The organism is Hydrogenophaga sp. (assembly GCF_050182545.1).
GTDB lineage: Bacteria > Pseudomonadota > Gammaproteobacteria > Burkholderiales > Burkholderiaceae_C > Hydrogenophaga.
Map to the genome: position 1 here is coordinate 1 of NZ_JBFXCD010000013.1, position 13,694 is coordinate 13,694.

The window sequence follows — 13,694 nt, forward strand, 5'->3', positions numbered from 1 at the left end:
CCGAGGATCACCAAACACCGTGGCGCCCATGCTCGATGCCTGGTACGCCACGTTGGGTAAACGCCTTCAAGCAGACAACGGCGAAGATGGCGCCGGCGAGCAGGGCAGCCTTCCCGCACCAGTGCTTCGAGCGGCCAAGGCACTGTGGGGGCGGGCGCAGCAACATGCCCAAGAACAGGCAGCCGAATCGTTGCGCATTGACCGATCCATGCTGGAACAACAAGTGGAGCGACTGGCGGCCACACGCAATGCGCTTGATCAAGAACAGCAGAAGCTCAAAGAGCGCTCCGAGGCGTTGGATGCAGCCCTTCAGGCGAAAGACCAACAGATCGCAGACCTGGTGCGTCAACTCACCGCCCTGCAAAAAAGCATGGTCGGCCGCGAAGGTGAAGTCGAGCAGTTACGAACTCAAATTGCCGCGACGATAAGCGCGCTGCAGGCCGAGCGGGGACGCCTCGATGCGCTTACCGAAGAACACAGGCAGGAGCGGGGGCGCCTGGAGCAGCGCGCTCACGACCAAGAAAAACGCCTTCTGGAAGACGTTGATCGCGCACGGCAGGAAACCAAGCGGTTGAAGCTCGTGCAGGAAAACGAGAGCCGACGAGCCAACCAGGAGTTGGCAAGCGCGCAAGAGCAGGTTCAATCGCTGCGCGTCGAGGTTGGAGCTTTGCGCTCAGAGAATACTGGTCTTGCCCGGGAAGTTCTTTCAGCCCGAGAAGACCTCCGCACGGCGCAATCTCAACAGGAGCAGTTCCGAAAGGACACCACTGCGTTGCTGGCGGACCTCAACTCGCGTATACCCAAGAACGTTGCAACCGCGGTACCTGCGGCCGCGAGACGATCTAAACTGAAGGCCACGCCAAGTCGCTAGGTTGACGAATCCAGGTGTCGGCGCGCTCATCATGGTCTCTCTGCAATCTACTGGGCGCGTTCCCTCCAACCGTTGAATGTCAAACACGAGCTCCTGATGCATTCATGCAGCGTTCGGCCTCATCGACAAAGTGCTCTGCACCAAAGTTCATTTGCGCCTCGTGGCGATTCCGGAGCGATTTGAAGACAAAGTCGAAAACGGGTGGATTGCGCTTTCGACCGTCGAATATTTCACCTTGCAGAGAACGAGCTTCATTCTCAAGGTTGGGGTCGGCAGGATTCTCGATGGCGTGACGCCATACCCGTTCGGCATGCTCGCGGAGTCGATCAAGACGATCAGCTGCCTCACGATGCTCGACCCATTGCTGATGTGACAACTTCAGCGTAGGCGCCATTGGCACCAGAACAATAAGCAGTAGGTCGGAGACCTGCAACCCAGCGACAATCCCAGCCCAGAACACCAGAATGGCCCCAGCCAACAGCAGCCCTGCCATCACCCCGGCGTAGCTACGGCGTTGTTGGGCGTCCCACCAGCAGTTGGTCCGCTGGCAAACAATACGTGCCAGAGATAGGGGGAGTCGCTGTACGGCTCGCGGATACCAATCGGTAAGGGGAGGCATCTTGGACGCCCATGTCTGGTAAAGCTGAGCTTGCTCGTGAACGAACTCCACCGACTCAGGGTTGCCGACTTTTGTCGCATCCCACCGCAACGCCAGCACATCGCAGTCAAATCGCTCCTGAACTCGTGCACCGGACTCGCGCAGGCGTCGCTGTGCAGGGCCCAGGTACAACGTGTCGAGAAAAAAGATGGTGGCACCCAAAGCCGCCACATACCCTTTCGCGTTTGGATCGAGGATGCCGAAGACGGCGACCAACGCAGCGATTGGCCCGCCGAGGATCAATTGCCACCCCAGCAGAAACTTGGCACGCGCGTAGATCTGACGTTGCGCAGCCAAAAACAGAAGCGCTCGATTTTCGTTTTGCAGCTTGAATATTTCGTTCATCGCAGGAGTTATGGTCGATTCGCTACATAAAGCAAAGCTTGGCGTTCAATAATTTCCGTTGAAAACCAAGTCCCACTGCCGATTCGCCTCGAGGAAATCACGTCGCTTTTCTGCAAGTGAAGCGGCCCGCGCATGCACAAGTGCGAACGAGGCAGCACGATAGAGTGTCTCGCGCTGCGCATAGGTGTCGTTTGGGCTTATCTCTCCAGCAATCACACACGGGTCCAGCAAGGCTCGACATTCCGTGGCGACTAGGTACTCGAAGAAATCCTCCAAACACCCGCCATAAGTTTTCCCGACCGGCGCTCCCAGACCTCCGGTGCAGAGGAGCATGTCGATGTAGAAGCTGCGAATGGGAAGAGGCTGGGTCCTCGCATGCTTCCACCACTTCAACAATTGAGACACTTTACGGAGACGGTTACCGCTACGTTCCTGATGGATTTCGAAATGTCGATCATGTGTTTCCGGACTGGTGCGAAGCCACCCTCCTTGACCATCAGGAATTTGGAAGACTGGCCGAGCACCCGTGAAGCCTAGAAACATCGCAGGCACCACATCAAGGCTTTGCCCCGAGCTGCCAAATACAAGCGAAGCTGCGAGCACATCGCGCCTCACATATGTAGACGGATACCGGTCGCCGAGATCAGTGACAAGTTTGTTCAAGATCGTGTCAGATGAAACCAGGCGACCACCCCAAATGAACTCTTCCTTTCGGAAAACAACCATGAAGTCCAGATCACTGAATCTGTGAATGGCAGTTTGACGCGCATGGCTGCCGATTTTTTTGGCACTGTGCAGCGCGAACGTCTTACCAAGACGCGTTCGAACCGACATGGCATGGGAGCGCGCCGCAGCAAGTGAGCCATCCTGTGGCTGGATACGACCGGCTAAGGCGACTAGGTTCATCTGAGGAGGAAGTTGAGTACGCATGGCCGCTCCCGTTCAGTCAAGCAGTGATCAGCGTTTGCGGCTTGATTGCGAGACGACGGATCCAGCCAAGGTCTGCGTGACCTTAGACGAACCGGAGCTATCCAAGGCGCGAGAGGCAGCGCGCTCGATGCCAGCGCCCGTTTGTGCAGGAGCACCCGCTTGACGCAATGCGGAGCCGGCGAGTGACTTCTGTGTCGCCGAGGAAGTCGAAGAACCGAGAGTTTTGCCTGCGACCGAAGCCACACGCGATGATGTGTGCTTGCTGTTGACTGCCATAATGGACTCCCGCGCCTCGATTCAAAATGCTTGCCAAACCTGAGGCTCAGTTTGGCAAGCAGGATTTCACGGCTTCACGCGCCCGTGAGAGAAGATCGCATTCGAAATTTTCCGGGCCTCCAACGGCACGGGATCTGGACGGGGTGGGCACCACCAGCCAGCCACTCGCGGCTCTCGAGCCACTCCTCGTAGTACCAAAGCCATTCAGCAGTCCAGGCGATATAGCTGTTATCGAGCTTGTGGTGCGGATGCCATTCGCAGTTTTTCGGCCACCAAAGGCACAGAAGACTGCCTCGCCCGTCGTGGTCGTACAAATGAGGAGGGCGCCGCCCCCCTGCAACTTCGACCAAGTCGGGCCGCAGCACGAACATTCGGGGCGGCTTTTTACCCGGGTACACCTGCAGCTCACAGTCGTAGAGGCGGCCAAAGAGTCCGGGTGACAGGCTGAATTTGAAACGGAGCAGCCGGCCTCCTTGCATTGACACTTTGCTTCCTGGCAGCTTGAGCTGGCGCAACTCCAGCGAGCGCTGCGCCAATGTCGGCAACGGCGTTTCATGCTTCGGGCTCACTGTGGTGATCCGAAATTGGTGTTGGCGTTGGCCGACATGCTTGCCAGACCGCCGGTAGCCGTGCCCACCAGAATACGACGCCCAGCTTGCTGCGTCACGGCGGTCGGGGCGGACGCATCGCGCACTGCCTGAGCTGCGCGAGAACCGAATGCGCTTTCGACCAAGCGTTTAATGTTGTCCCCGCCCACTCGCGCCTCAAGGCTGTCCAACAGTTCACCAATCTCCTGCTGGAAGCGAGCGTGCCAGGCCAGAAACGCCTGCTGCTTCTGTGGACTGTCCATTGATGAAGCCAGGTCATCACCAGGCGCCCAGGGATTGGGAAGCAACCAGCGCTCTAGTCCGTTACCCAGGATTTCGCGGCGAAAACCCCTGACCATGGCATCAATGATGTCCAGTAAGAGATCGAGTTCCGTGTCGTGCGGTACCGGTGCCAACTGCGCGTAGGCTTGCGCCATCAGCGTCGTGATAAACAGGGACGATGGAGACAAATCTTCTTGTCCTGCCGGGGAAGCGCCGAAGCTAATGTTGCGATGCACCTTCATCAACTGCACGAAACTGCACAGCAGCCGCAGTGAGACCTCCTGCACGTCTGGCAAAGGCACAACCTCTGAGCGCAGCGCTGCGTCGGCGGTATGCGCTTCCCGGATGATGTGCGTGAGTACGGCTTTCACGCTGGCCGCCTCGTTGAAGCCGCGCACTATTCCCCGCGGGTTCGTGGGCACGAACGTCATCAATTGCCGGTCAGGAATCCTTGAGTGCGTCTCTCCGCCAACAGGAATCGAGACAATAGGGTCTTCGATCACTGGTGCCACATCCACGCGCACTCCATCGCTGTAGACGAGGGTGACACACCGATCCCAGCGCTCTATCTTCAGGCCATGTGCCCTGGCGTAGCGGCTGAGCACCGTGTGAAGATTGTTGATGAGTTGCCTGGCACCAGACACTCCAGGATAGACACCATGCGCTCTGCGCTGTAGCAAGAGAACGGCATCGACGTCAAAACCCTGCTCACGCAAATGCAAGGGCCGAACTAGGGTCCCGATCTGCCGGGAGCCCTGGCCGTAAACCTGGATGACCAGGTCGCCGAATTCGGGGCTGTCCGTCAGAAAATTGCCGATGGATTCGTACGATCGGTCCAGTGCTTCTACTTGGGTGGCCGATGGCAGGAACACGCCAGCGATCAAGCGCGTAAGGTCGTTGAATTGGCGTGCCGCGCGTGGTGAATGCGGCCGACGGACAGGCACAGGAAAATTGTCTCGTTGCATAGCGAGCTTCCAAGGGTCAATGACGCCATTCCAGGGAAGCCCGCATTCCTATTGTTGCTCCGCAGCACGTATGGCACACTGCGGGCTTGTAATCGTCTGGCGGTAACGCTGGGCTTCAGAAACCACCTTGGCGTCAGTCACTGGTGGTTTCTTTTTTTGTAACGAAGACACTATATCTGGTGTCTTGAACACGTGCAAGCCACTACCGGTAGCGTTTGAGCCGGCTTCTGCTCCCAACTGGCGGCAAGTAGTCTTGAAGTCATTTGGTTGGGTACAAGCTGCACAGATCTGCTAGTATTTTTCGCAGAATGAACGTTTCGCAGCCGCGCTAAAGTGGTCTCGATGCTCGAAATCTCATCTTTTCCAACATGCCAAGACGCCTGACAGCAGCTGATGTTTGCGCTGTGACCGGATACACACGGGACGAGCTACATGCGACTCTGAAGGTTCTTCACCCTTACCGTGAAGAGCAGCCTGCTCCACGCGTTGCTCGAGAGTTCACTGCTAGAGACTTGGTGGTTTTGAGCGTTACGCAGGTTTTGGAGCATCGCTTGGGTATGCGTAGAACTGCGCTCGCGACCCTGGGTGCTCCTTTGCGTTCGGCACTGACAGGGCCTAAGACGGCCAGCAAGAGGGCGCGTCTCGTAATTTGTGTCGAACCGCCAAGCGTGGAATACGTGGACCTATCCATCACGGAGAAGGAGGGCATCGTTATCGCGCTCGGCCCGGTTTTTCAGCGTGTTGATGGTTATCTGTCCTATGACGCACAGCCGCAGTTGCCGTTGGCACCGGATTTGTTGGTCGCCAAAACTAGGGCTGGAAGTTAACAGTGCCGGCATGACCCAGGCGGTCACGCCTCGGATTTTTCGGCAGGGTGGCTCGAAGAGAATCAACCAGGAAATTCAGTTGGGAGACCGTGTCGCAGAAGTTGTTCTGGCTGAGGGGGCTGCGGTGGAAGTTGGGGCATTGTGTCGCGGTCAGCCGTTTCTACGCTGGGGATTTATGTCGGCTCAAAAGTCTTCAGCAGATGCCTGGAGTGTGGCGGCGATTACTGGAAAGAACTGGTCAGCCTCCAGTGGTTGGTGTTGCTGCAAAGTGCTCAGGGCCCTCATAAATTCTTCGGGACGGCGACCGAGTAACGCAAACGATTGGCTGGCCACGGGCAGACTGGGGATGACTCTAACGCGCTCTTGCTGCAGTTTCTGGAGCACCCACTGCACGTAATCTTTTCCCAACGGCGGCAACTCGACCGAGGTTGCCCCCAGGAACGCAGTTTTGTCCCCCACTGTCAAACCTTCGATCTGGGCTCGGTTTGACCCGGTGCCAATGAAGATGAAATGGCCGGGGGTGCTGGGGCGAGCGTTGACTGCATCGCGTGCTGCCTTAAAGGCATACAGGAGTGCGAGGCCAGCATCCGAGGTGAGCATGTGCTGGACCTCATCGACGATGTAGACCAGATCGGTTTTGACTTTGTCCACGATTTCCACTGCTGCTTGCGCGATGGTGGCACCTGTTGGAGTGCCGAGGTCAGCGACCTGGAAGTCAAACGTCACGCCTGCGGCGCGGCGTGACTGATTTCTAGTCGAGCTTTGCAGGTCTTTCAGCGACGAGCGCAGAGCGGCGTGGACGAGTTTGCTCGGACTAGCTGTGACTTCGGACCACAGGTCCACGTAGATCACAACTGCGCCGGCATTCTCTAGCGTCGGTATCAGGTCCCGGAGCAGGAAGGTGGTTTTCCCGGTGCGGCGCGGGCCGGAGAGGAATAGGCCGGAACGAAGGCTCTGGTCGAGGACGTTGGGGTTCAATAGCTGGGTGGCGATGTCGCGGGCGAGTTTGGGACGGTGGTGAATGAGACTCATGTCCCTTCCTATCGGTTGTGAGCAGTTATCCATTCTGCATAGGTGTCGCTAACTTGCGATCTCGGCCCTTGGATCACGACATCTGAAGAACAAGTGCCACAGATGATTGTTTGCGATGGTGACATCCACACGAACTTTACGAACTTGACGAATATACCGAAGTGATCGAAAATGTAGGCTAGAGCTGTTAGTGAATCAGGTCGTGAAACATCACGGACTTTCGCCACCCTGGGATGCCATGGGGTTTTCTGTCGACGACGAGATTATTCCCCGCGATGGCACCTTCGCGCCGTTTGAGCCCTTGAAAATCGCTCAAGTCATGACGAAGGCGTCTCTGACGGTGCGCGCCACTACCGTTTTCGGGCAGCTCACCTGCGTTGAAAGGCTTCAAGGTATGTGGCGCGAAATCCTGCCATTTTGGGTTAGCGTAACTGCAATTGATCGAGCAAATAGGTGAGATCGCCCGCGCTTTCTGGCCTCGCAGCAAGGCCAGACCAAGCCGCACCGGTTCTTCGGCAATCGCAAGGCCGACACGCGCAACGCACCCTGAACGAGTGCTCAAGACTCAATCGCCATGAACTCATTGACTTCTCCTTTTTCTGTTGCACTTGAATCTCTCAACCCACGGCATCCCAGTACGTTTGATCTCTACGCGAGCGAGGCTCAGACCACCGTGTTGCTACGCGATGGTGCCGAATACAGGCGCCAACGCATCAATGCCTCGGACATGATCACGACTGAAGAAGCGGCTGAGCTGAGCGGCACAACCCGCGTGACGGTCAATGCTTGGATCAAGGGTGGGCGCTGCATTGGTGTGACGCATTTGCGTCGAGGCTTCAGGATTCCGAAATGGCAGTTTGAGCCCTACGTCTTCCCAGTGATTCAGGCGCTGTCTGAAGCCTTGAGCACCAATGATGGGTGGGTATTGCTGTCGTTTTTGGAAACACCGCATGAGGCTCTTGACGGACTGGCGCCACGCATTGCCCTAGAGCAGGGCGTGCCTGGACGGCGCATTGTTGAACTGGCAACCGCAGAAGGGCACTGATCTGGCAGAAAGTCCGGAGTCTGGCACTGTGCGAATTGCTGCTCAGGGGCACTTGAAAAAATGCGCTCAGAGGCCTGATTGAGTTCATCACGCCTGCGCAGGACGTGTCCGACGATCAGCCGCTTGCCTTGCTTGCGCGACTCTTCAAGAGCCAGATCCGTTGGAGCTGAAGAAGTTGGGAGGGCACCGGCTTACACCATGCGTTGGCCAGAGTCGCTGCGGTCTGATCGCGAAAGGCGCAGCGATCTCGATTGTGTGGGCAGCGCGCTTGATCGCTACTGCGTAACTCATTGAGGGACAAACCATACGCTGTGCAGCGTATCGAGTGCTTTGCACTCGTGGTCCCGTCATCTTCGATGCTAGCCACGCATCGAGGTGAGCTCTGTTGAAAAGAATTTGGCTTAAATATCTCAAGAGATTTAGCTAAGCATCCTGCCGGGAAGGTTGTTGCTGGTTGCTAATGATTCGCGGCTTTAACTTTACATAATATACATCGTGGAACATGGCCCGGATGGCCCGGCTTTTCCGCGCTTTGCTCGCACCGGCGGTGCGCTACCTTGGTGGCCTTTTCACAGGGGGAAAGCATGTTTCTGGCACCGCGTCAACTGCCGCCGCTTGAGGCGCTGTTGCACGATGTTGGACAGCCCACACCGGCCGCGCTAGGCCGGCTGCTGGGCGTCCACGAGCGCACCGTCTTCCACTGGCTGGCCAAGGGCGAAGCGCCCCGGCCGGCCGGCCTGGCGCTGTTTTGGGAAACGTCTTGGGGCCGCTCGGTGGTCGAGGCCCAGGCCGTCAACGGGGAGCGCTGGGCGCGCGGCCAGGTGCACGCGCTGGAACGCGAAAACGCCACGCTGGAAGCCCGCGTGGCCTATCTGGAGAGGGTCGGTCAGTTCGGCGCGGCGAACGCGCCCACGCTGGCCCCCGTCACTTCTTGGAGAAGCGGCCCAGCCGGTTTCGCTTGACCTTGACCGTGATCGTGCGGCACGAACGGCACGGGGACTCACCCCCGGCCTTCGTGCCTTTTCTTTTTGCGCGCTTGGCCTTGGTTTTCACTTCGCCTTCGCCTTCACGATGCGCCCGCCCTTGGCGTAGCGGAAGCCCTTTTTCAGACGGCCCTTGCCCTTGGTGGCGGTCGACTTTTTGACGGTGCGTTTCTTGGTTGCCATGGTGTTCATGCTCCGGGTGGTTGTGCCCCGGCCCACTGCTTTTTGATCCATTCACGGACGCCAGGCAGCTGGCCGATGACGAGGGCGGCCAGCAGTGCGCCGGCCAGGACGATGACGGCCTCTCGGCCGACCTCGGGGACTGATGGGACGATGGCGCGCAGCTTCACGGCTTGCGCTCCAAATGGGCAACGCGGGTCTCCAGGCGGTCAACATCGGCGCGCAGCCAATCCAATTTTGTCGACACCACACCCCACATGACGGCCCCATTCACCAGGGCCGTGACCGCGATGCTCACCAGCTGGCTCATTTCACTCGGCCTTCGGTTTCTCGCCCAGGAAAATGGCGGCCAGGCCGGCCGCACCAGCCACCACCTGGCCGGCCAGTTCGATGGTGCCGGGCGGCAACCCGAACACCAGGCCCAGCACAGAGACACCGGCCCAGGTCGAGGGCTCACGCAGACGGTTCAAGACGTTGATGAATTTCATTTTTCAGTCCCACAGGTAACGAAGAAAGTCCTTTGCAGGACAGGAGAACGAGGCCGCCCAGGTGTCACCTTTTGCCCGGTCAATCTCGCATTGCGTTTTGTTCGTGGCCGGGATGCCGACCACCTCGCCGACACCCACCACCACACCCGACACCGCGCCGTCCACCAGATCGACCGCAGCGCCGCCGATGGCCGATCCCAGGCCCGCAGCCCCACCGGCGCGCGTGGCGGCCCACACGAGCGCACCCAGCACCGCAGCGCCGGCAATCAGGTATGGGGTGGTGATCTTCATGCGCCGCTGGCCTGATAGACCATCTTTCCATCGAAGTAGTAATTCCCGCTCGGGTCGATGGCCGTGCCGTTCTCGAAATAGCGCCAGCCGTTTCCGAACGAGCCGCCCCCGGACTGGAAGATTTCATCCACCCAGCTGGCCGGCTTGCCGGTGTCGCTGGGCTTGTTGGCCTTGGGTGCCTGGCTGCGCCAGATCATGTACACGGCCAGGCCGGCCAGGCCCAGCACGATCATTTCGGTTTGCTGCAGTTTCATGGTGTGCGCCTCATGCGATGGAGCCGCCGGCCGACGCGAATACCGCGCGCGCCGTGGCGAGAGAGATAACGGGTTGACCGTATGGACTGCCGGGCATGCTGGCCCACTCGGTGGCGATCTTTTTCACGGCCACATCGAAGCGGCCCGCCTTGGCGTCCTCGAGCGCGCCGCGCGCCGCGATGCGGCCCACGATGGCGCGGTCCTGGCTGGCCGGCGTGAAGTCCGTCAGGCCCATGATGCGGGCCGTTTCCTGCCAGGTGCTGTAGAGGAACTGTCCGGCACCCGCTGCCGTGCTGGTGATCGACCGACCGCCCAGCGTGCGCGTGATCTTGCGATTCGGGTGCGCGGCGAAGGAATCGAACAACTCGCCACCGAACAGCGTGCGGTAACCCTCCGGGCCTGCGGTGCCCTCGCCGCGACGAATGACGGCCACCAGCGCGCGCACGTTCGGGTGCAGCACATCGGCCGCCGTCACGGTGCGCATTTTGTTCAGGTTCAGGCTCATGGTGATCGTGTCCCACACTTGGACGGCCGACTGGCCGACCTCTTTCAAAACTTCCTCGGTGCTGGTCCACAGGCCCGCCCCGCCCTGCTCTATTTCCTGCTCCAGCGCTGCGGCTTCCTCGGACGTGCGCAGCATCAGCCACCCACCCACAGCGAGCAGGCCGGCGCTGGCGACGAGGATCGATGCGCGCATCACAGCAACGAGTAACGGCAGTTTCGCAACTGGCTTGCGGTTCCAGCTGACGACGAAATGAAGAAGAGACCCAGCCCCGGCGCAATGCGGGTCGGAACCTCGCGCCGCAGCGAAAACACGTTCGTGGTCGATGCAATCGCAAGCCGCGAATGCGCCAAAACTTCACCGTCTGCCACGTTGGCCGGGGCGGTCGCCTTTGCGATGAACGATTGATACATGGCACCGGCCGATGCATCGTCGGCTTCCATGCTCCAGATGATCGCGCCGTTCGGATTCGCGCCCGCCGCGAAGATGGTCAGCGGTGTATTCGCAGCGATCGTTGCCACGCTGCTCCAGCTCGCCCCCGGCAGTCCTGGCCGGTGCTGCAGACTCAGCGCCAGCAGCGTGGCCGCGTCCAGGGCCAGCGGCACGCTTGAGACGATGCTGGTGTCCCCCACCGGTGGCGTGTCATACAGCACGCGGTTGCCCAGGCGCACCACAAATTGAATTGCCTGCGTGGTCGCGCTGGTGATGGCGATGCGGTCGAACGTGCCCAGCCCGAACGTTTCGGCATAGCCTTCCTTCACGCCCGGCGCTTCCGCCACTTCCGCGCCATTTTTGTACCACTGCACCGTTACCGGGTCGGTGGCTTCCATGAGCCGGAAAAAGTCGCCCGGCTCGTAAAACTCCAGGCGCTGGCCCGCGTTGATGATGAGTGTTTGAAGCATGGATCAGCCCCGTTTGTTGAGCACGTACAGGGCGGCCACCACGGCAGCGGCCAGCACGATGATGGTGCGGTTGTCGATGGTCTTGTCCTTGTCCGTGCTGGCCTGGCTGTAGGCATCAGCGACAAGGGTTTGCGTGCGGCCGATGAGCGATTCGCCCACGTCCAGCAGCTTGGTAAAGCCTTCCAGGCCGATGGCATTCGACAGATCAACCGTGTCCAGTGCGCGCGAGACAATGCCGCCGTCCGTGACAACGTTTCCGCTGCCACTGATGCCGATGGTTCCGGCCGTGACGCGGTTGTCTTCGGTGGAGCTTGCGCTCTTGGAACTACCCCCAATGCAAGGGCAGTGATGACCCTGCGCGCGGCGCTTTTCCTGATAGATGTTCACGGCAGAGCCTTCACCAAAATGAACCCCGCGCCCACCTGGCGCGTGATCCGGTATCCATGTTTTTTTGCGCGCTGCACCAGGCCCCGGCGCACCGTCTGGAATCCAACTTTTCGGCACCCCCGCGCAATGGCCTGGCACTCCACAGCGCGCAGCCCTTCGGCCGTCATGCCCTGGCCGGTGCCGGCCGCCGCGTGAATCCAGCCCACGGCATCCGTGAAACTGACCGAGAGGTACAGCGCGCCCGTGTCGGTGTGCAACTCGAAGCACTCCCCCGCAGCTGCTGCGCCCTCGGGCGTTTCGATGCCCTCGGGGTCCAGGCCAGCGCAGGCCGCGAAGGCCCGCGCCGCCTGTTCCCGCGTGGTCGGGGTCATTTCTTGCGCTTGAAGTAGCTGATGGCCACCAGGCCGCCGATGAGCAAGGCCACGATGGGCAGGTATTGCGCCATGTCGCCCGCGCCGCCCGCGTTCAAGCCGCCCGATCCGAAATTGACATTCCAACCGCTCTCGTTCGTGGTGGACGAACCCGAAGGGCCACCACCACCCGCGCTTGCGCTGATCGGCATCATGGTGTCAGTCCTTCAAAGCGAAGACGGCCACGACGACGCCCAGGCCGATCAGCAGCACCATGCCCTGACTCATGCCGAACATGCTCGTAGAGGCCACCGCCTGCGGCTTGCCTTCGTTGTACATGCCCAACGAACCCAGCGCCTGCAGCTGCAGTTTCTGAATCTCGTAAGGCTGCGTGAACTTGGCATCGGCGGCCGACTTGACCACCGACCCTGCCACGTCTTGGAACCAGTCTTCCCAGGCCATGTGGGGCCCCATTTACAGGTTGCCCAGCGGGTCGAGGTATTCCACCAAGACCGTGCCGGAGCCGGCAGCACTGAACGCGATCAGCCATTCCAGGCTGCGCGCGTCGCGGGTGTCGAGCGCCTTCTTGATGTTGCCGTCCAGCACGAAATCGACGGTGTAGACGTTGGCCTGCGGCACGCGGCCGGCCTTGGTCTGATCGAACGAGTTTTCGGCCGCGATGGACTCGTGCACGATCAGGCCGTCCTGCTTCACATCGACACCGGTCACGGTGCCGCTGTGGAAGATGTGCACGCGCTTGATGATCGAACCGCTGTTCGGGCCGAAGGGCAGATTCATCGGCAGCTTGCCGCCGGTGGCCTGACTGAACGGGTAGGCCAGGATTTTGGAAATCAGGCCCGCGAAGGGTGCAGCAGCGCCGGCCTTGTCCTTTTGCTGCGCGCTCTCGATCAGGATGGGCGTGAGCACCGGGGCGGTCGCGCCGGCAATCGTCACTTCCGTGGTGATGTTGCTGATGCCCAGCGACGTATCGAACGCACCGACCATGCGGTCCAGCTCCGAGATCATCGAGTAGTCGGCGAACTGCACATCGAGGAAGGCCACGTCCGTGGCTTCGCCACGATAGGCGTTGATCGACTGCAGCTGTGCGCCGGTGCCTTCGATGATGACCTTGCCATTGGCCTTGACCTTGAGCATGGACAGCATGGCCTTGGTCAGCGCGGTGCCGCCCAATTTCAGGCGGAAGTTTTCCAGCGTGCGGCCGGGCGTGACTTGGTTCGTGGCGGTGCCGGTCGGCACAACGTTGGAGAACGGCAGGCCGTAGCGGGTGAGTTTGCCGACAGACATGTTTTTTCCTTGAAGGTGGTCGGGGTGGTCGGGTCAGCGCTTTACAGCACTTCCTTGACGTAGGGGGTGCGGCGCGCCACAGCGACAGCGCCCACCGCCACCGCAGCGGCCTTGCCCATCGAGCCGCCGTACTTCCACGCGGCGAACAGCACAGCGGCAGCGATGCCGTATTTCATGAGGGTGGCTTGATCCATTTCGGTTTGTCCTTGAGGGTTTGAACAGGTGCACATACAG

General features: G+C 60.0%; 22 protein-coding genes. 4 read left to right on the forward strand and 18 right to left on the reverse strand.

The annotated features are described in order from the left end of the window. The coding region (locus AB7P10_RS13875; RefSeq protein ID WP_428294430.1) for a DNA-binding protein at positions 1–871 on the forward strand (871 nt) is incomplete at its 5' end. 79 nt (positions 872–950) lie between these two features. Here the strand turns inward: AB7P10_RS13875 and AB7P10_RS13880 are convergent. The 5 genes from AB7P10_RS13880 to AB7P10_RS13900 form a co-directional block, all read right to left on the reverse strand. After that, complete coding sequence (locus AB7P10_RS13880) at positions 951–1,874, reverse strand: S-4TM family putative pore-forming effector (protein ID WP_428294431.1); 924 nt, start codon at positions 1,872–1,874, stop codon at positions 951–953. Positions 1,875–1,919: 45 nt separating this feature from the next. Further along, positions 1,920–2,780, reverse strand: a complete 861-nt coding sequence (locus AB7P10_RS13885) for a nucleotidyltransferase domain-containing protein (protein WP_428294432.1) — start codon at positions 2,778–2,780, stop codon at positions 1,920–1,922. A 374-nt stretch (positions 2,781–3,154) separates the two neighbouring features. Then, entirely contained in the window at positions 3,155–3,649 is a 495-nt protein-coding gene (locus AB7P10_RS13890) for a hypothetical protein (RefSeq protein WP_428294433.1), read from the reverse strand. Beyond that, positions 3,646–4,914, reverse strand: coding sequence for a nucleotidyltransferase domain-containing protein (locus AB7P10_RS13895; RefSeq protein WP_428294434.1), 1,269 nt, complete (start codon positions 4,912–4,914; stop codon positions 3,646–3,648). Before AB7P10_RS13895 ends, AB7P10_RS13890 begins: the two co-directional genes overlap by 4 nt. A 1,010-nt stretch (positions 4,915–5,924) precedes the next feature. Further along, the gene (locus tag AB7P10_RS13900) at positions 5,925–6,773 is read right to left on the reverse strand and encodes an ATP-binding protein (protein ID WP_428294435.1); all 849 of its coding nucleotides are present in this window, start codon (positions 6,771–6,773) and stop codon (positions 5,925–5,927) included. Between the two features lie 202 nt (positions 6,774–6,975). Between AB7P10_RS13900 and AB7P10_RS13905 the strand changes: the two genes are divergently transcribed. The 3 genes from AB7P10_RS13905 (at position 6,976) to AB7P10_RS13915 (ending at position 8,780) form a co-directional block, all read left to right on the forward strand. Beyond that, positions 6,976–7,230, forward strand: a complete 255-nt coding sequence (locus AB7P10_RS13905; protein WP_428294436.1) for a hypothetical protein — start codon at positions 6,976–6,978, stop codon at positions 7,228–7,230. A gap of 117 nt (positions 7,231–7,347) precedes the next feature. Continuing rightward, the gene (locus tag AB7P10_RS13910; protein WP_428294437.1) at positions 7,348–7,818 is read left to right on the forward strand and encodes a hypothetical protein; all 471 of its coding nucleotides are present in this window, start codon (positions 7,348–7,350) and stop codon (positions 7,816–7,818) included. A gap of 584 nt (positions 7,819–8,402) precedes the next feature. Further along, the gene (locus tag AB7P10_RS13915) at positions 8,403–8,780 is read left to right on the forward strand and encodes a hypothetical protein (RefSeq protein ID WP_428294438.1); all 378 of its coding nucleotides are present in this window, start codon (positions 8,403–8,405) and stop codon (positions 8,778–8,780) included. A gap of 209 nt (positions 8,781–8,989) precedes the next feature. Here AB7P10_RS13915 and AB7P10_RS13920 read toward each other — a convergent pair whose 3' ends face one another. Genes AB7P10_RS13920 through AB7P10_RS13980 form a run of 13 tightly spaced genes read right to left on the reverse strand, consistent with a single transcriptional unit; the run spans position 8,990 to position 13,654 of the window. Beyond that, a complete protein-coding gene (locus AB7P10_RS13920) occupies positions 8,990–9,151 on the reverse strand; it encodes a hypothetical protein (protein WP_428294439.1) in 162 nt (53 codons plus the stop codon). Next, positions 9,148–9,291 (reverse strand): hypothetical protein, encoded by a 144-nt coding sequence (locus AB7P10_RS13925; protein WP_156037835.1) that lies wholly within the window; start codon positions 9,289–9,291, stop codon positions 9,148–9,150. Before AB7P10_RS13925 ends, AB7P10_RS13920 begins: the two co-directional genes overlap by 4 nt. A gap of 1 nt (position 9,292) precedes the next feature. Further along, entirely contained in the window at positions 9,293–9,469 is a 177-nt protein-coding gene (locus AB7P10_RS13930) for a hypothetical protein (RefSeq protein WP_428294440.1), read from the reverse strand. 3 nt (positions 9,470–9,472) lie between these two features. Continuing rightward, on the reverse strand, positions 9,473–9,760 hold the full coding sequence (locus tag AB7P10_RS13935; RefSeq protein ID WP_428294441.1) for a hypothetical protein: 288 nt from the start codon (positions 9,758–9,760) through the stop codon (positions 9,473–9,475). Further along, positions 9,757–10,014 (reverse strand): hypothetical protein, encoded by a 258-nt coding sequence (locus tag AB7P10_RS13940; protein ID WP_428294442.1) that lies wholly within the window; start codon positions 10,012–10,014, stop codon positions 9,757–9,759. The genes AB7P10_RS13935 and AB7P10_RS13940 overlap by 4 nt, the downstream gene beginning before the upstream one ends. A gap of 10 nt (positions 10,015–10,024) precedes the next feature. After that, a complete protein-coding gene (locus tag AB7P10_RS13945) occupies positions 10,025–10,711 on the reverse strand; it encodes a glycoside hydrolase family 24 protein (RefSeq protein WP_428294443.1) in 687 nt (228 codons plus the stop codon). Beyond that, positions 10,711–11,418, reverse strand: coding sequence for a hypothetical protein (locus AB7P10_RS13950; RefSeq protein WP_428294444.1), 708 nt, complete (start codon positions 11,416–11,418; stop codon positions 10,711–10,713). Before AB7P10_RS13950 ends, AB7P10_RS13945 begins: the two co-directional genes overlap by 1 nt. A gap of 3 nt (positions 11,419–11,421) precedes the next feature. Beyond that, complete coding sequence (locus tag AB7P10_RS13955; RefSeq protein WP_428294445.1) at positions 11,422–11,805, reverse strand: hypothetical protein; 384 nt, start codon at positions 11,803–11,805, stop codon at positions 11,422–11,424. Next, on the reverse strand, positions 11,802–12,176 hold the full coding sequence (locus tag AB7P10_RS13960) for a hypothetical protein (protein WP_428294446.1): 375 nt from the start codon (positions 12,174–12,176) through the stop codon (positions 11,802–11,804). The genes AB7P10_RS13955 and AB7P10_RS13960 overlap by 4 nt, the downstream gene beginning before the upstream one ends. Further along, positions 12,173–12,370: a hypothetical protein gene (locus AB7P10_RS13965; protein WP_428294447.1), complete on the reverse strand. Its 198-nt coding sequence runs from the start codon at positions 12,368–12,370 to the stop codon at positions 12,173–12,175. The genes AB7P10_RS13960 and AB7P10_RS13965 overlap by 4 nt, the downstream gene beginning before the upstream one ends. Positions 12,371–12,374: 4 nt before the next feature. After that, positions 12,375–12,617: a hypothetical protein gene (locus tag AB7P10_RS13970; RefSeq protein ID WP_428294448.1), complete on the reverse strand. Its 243-nt coding sequence runs from the start codon at positions 12,615–12,617 to the stop codon at positions 12,375–12,377. A gap of 12 nt (positions 12,618–12,629) precedes the next feature. Further along, positions 12,630–13,460, reverse strand: a complete 831-nt coding sequence (locus tag AB7P10_RS13975) for a major capsid protein P2 (RefSeq protein WP_428294449.1) — start codon at positions 13,458–13,460, stop codon at positions 12,630–12,632. A gap of 41 nt (positions 13,461–13,501) precedes the next feature. After that, the gene (locus AB7P10_RS13980) at positions 13,502–13,654 is read right to left on the reverse strand and encodes a hypothetical protein (RefSeq protein ID WP_428294450.1); all 153 of its coding nucleotides are present in this window, start codon (positions 13,652–13,654) and stop codon (positions 13,502–13,504) included. Between the last annotated feature and the right edge of the window lie 40 nt (positions 13,655–13,694).

Bases quoted from the DNA above. Each gene is read 5' to 3' on its own strand.
- AB7P10_RS13880 (WP_428294431.1), bottom strand. From the start codon at position 1,874: ATGAACGAAATATTCAAGCTGCAAAACGAAAATCGAGCGCTTCTGTTT.
- AB7P10_RS13885 (WP_428294432.1), bottom strand. From the start codon at position 2,780: ATGAACCTAGTCGCCTTAGCCGGTCGTATCCAGCCACAGGATGGCTCA.
- AB7P10_RS13895 (WP_428294434.1), bottom strand. From the start codon at position 4,914: ATGCAACGAGACAATTTTCCTGTGCCTGTCCGTCGGCCGCATTCACCA.
- AB7P10_RS13900 (WP_428294435.1), bottom strand. From the start codon at position 6,773: ATGAGTCTCATTCACCACCGTCCCAAACTCGCCCGCGACATCGCCACC.
- AB7P10_RS13910 (WP_428294437.1), top strand. From the start codon at position 7,348: ATGAACTCATTGACTTCTCCTTTTTCTGTTGCACTTGAATCTCTCAAC.
- AB7P10_RS13915 (WP_428294438.1), top strand. From the start codon at position 8,403: ATGTTTCTGGCACCGCGTCAACTGCCGCCGCTTGAGGCGCTGTTGCAC.
- AB7P10_RS13925 (WP_156037835.1), bottom strand. From the start codon at position 9,291: ATGAGCCAGCTGGTGAGCATCGCGGTCACGGCCCTGGTGAATGGGGCC.
- AB7P10_RS13930 (WP_428294440.1), bottom strand. From the start codon at position 9,469: ATGAAATTCATCAACGTCTTGAACCGTCTGCGTGAGCCCTCGACCTGG.
- AB7P10_RS13935 (WP_428294441.1), bottom strand. From the start codon at position 9,760: ATGAAGATCACCACCCCATACCTGATTGCCGGCGCTGCGGTGCTGGGT.
- AB7P10_RS13940 (WP_428294442.1), bottom strand. From the start codon at position 10,014: ATGAAACTGCAGCAAACCGAAATGATCGTGCTGGGCCTGGCCGGCCTG.
- AB7P10_RS13945 (WP_428294443.1), bottom strand. From the start codon at position 10,711: ATGCGCGCATCGATCCTCGTCGCCAGCGCCGGCCTGCTCGCTGTGGGT.
- AB7P10_RS13950 (WP_428294444.1), bottom strand. From the start codon at position 11,418: ATGCTTCAAACACTCATCATCAACGCGGGCCAGCGCCTGGAGTTTTAC.
- AB7P10_RS13960 (WP_428294446.1), bottom strand. From the start codon at position 12,176: ATGACCCCGACCACGCGGGAACAGGCGGCGCGGGCCTTCGCGGCCTGC.
- AB7P10_RS13965 (WP_428294447.1), bottom strand. From the start codon at position 12,370: ATGATGCCGATCAGCGCAAGCGCGGGTGGTGGTGGCCCTTCGGGTTCG.
- AB7P10_RS13970 (WP_428294448.1), bottom strand. From the start codon at position 12,617: ATGGCCTGGGAAGACTGGTTCCAAGACGTGGCAGGGTCGGTGGTCAAG.
- AB7P10_RS13975 (WP_428294449.1), bottom strand. From the start codon at position 13,460: ATGTCTGTCGGCAAACTCACCCGCTACGGCCTGCCGTTCTCCAACGTT.
- AB7P10_RS13980 (WP_428294450.1), bottom strand. From the start codon at position 13,654: ATGGATCAAGCCACCCTCATGAAATACGGCATCGCTGCCGCTGTGCTG.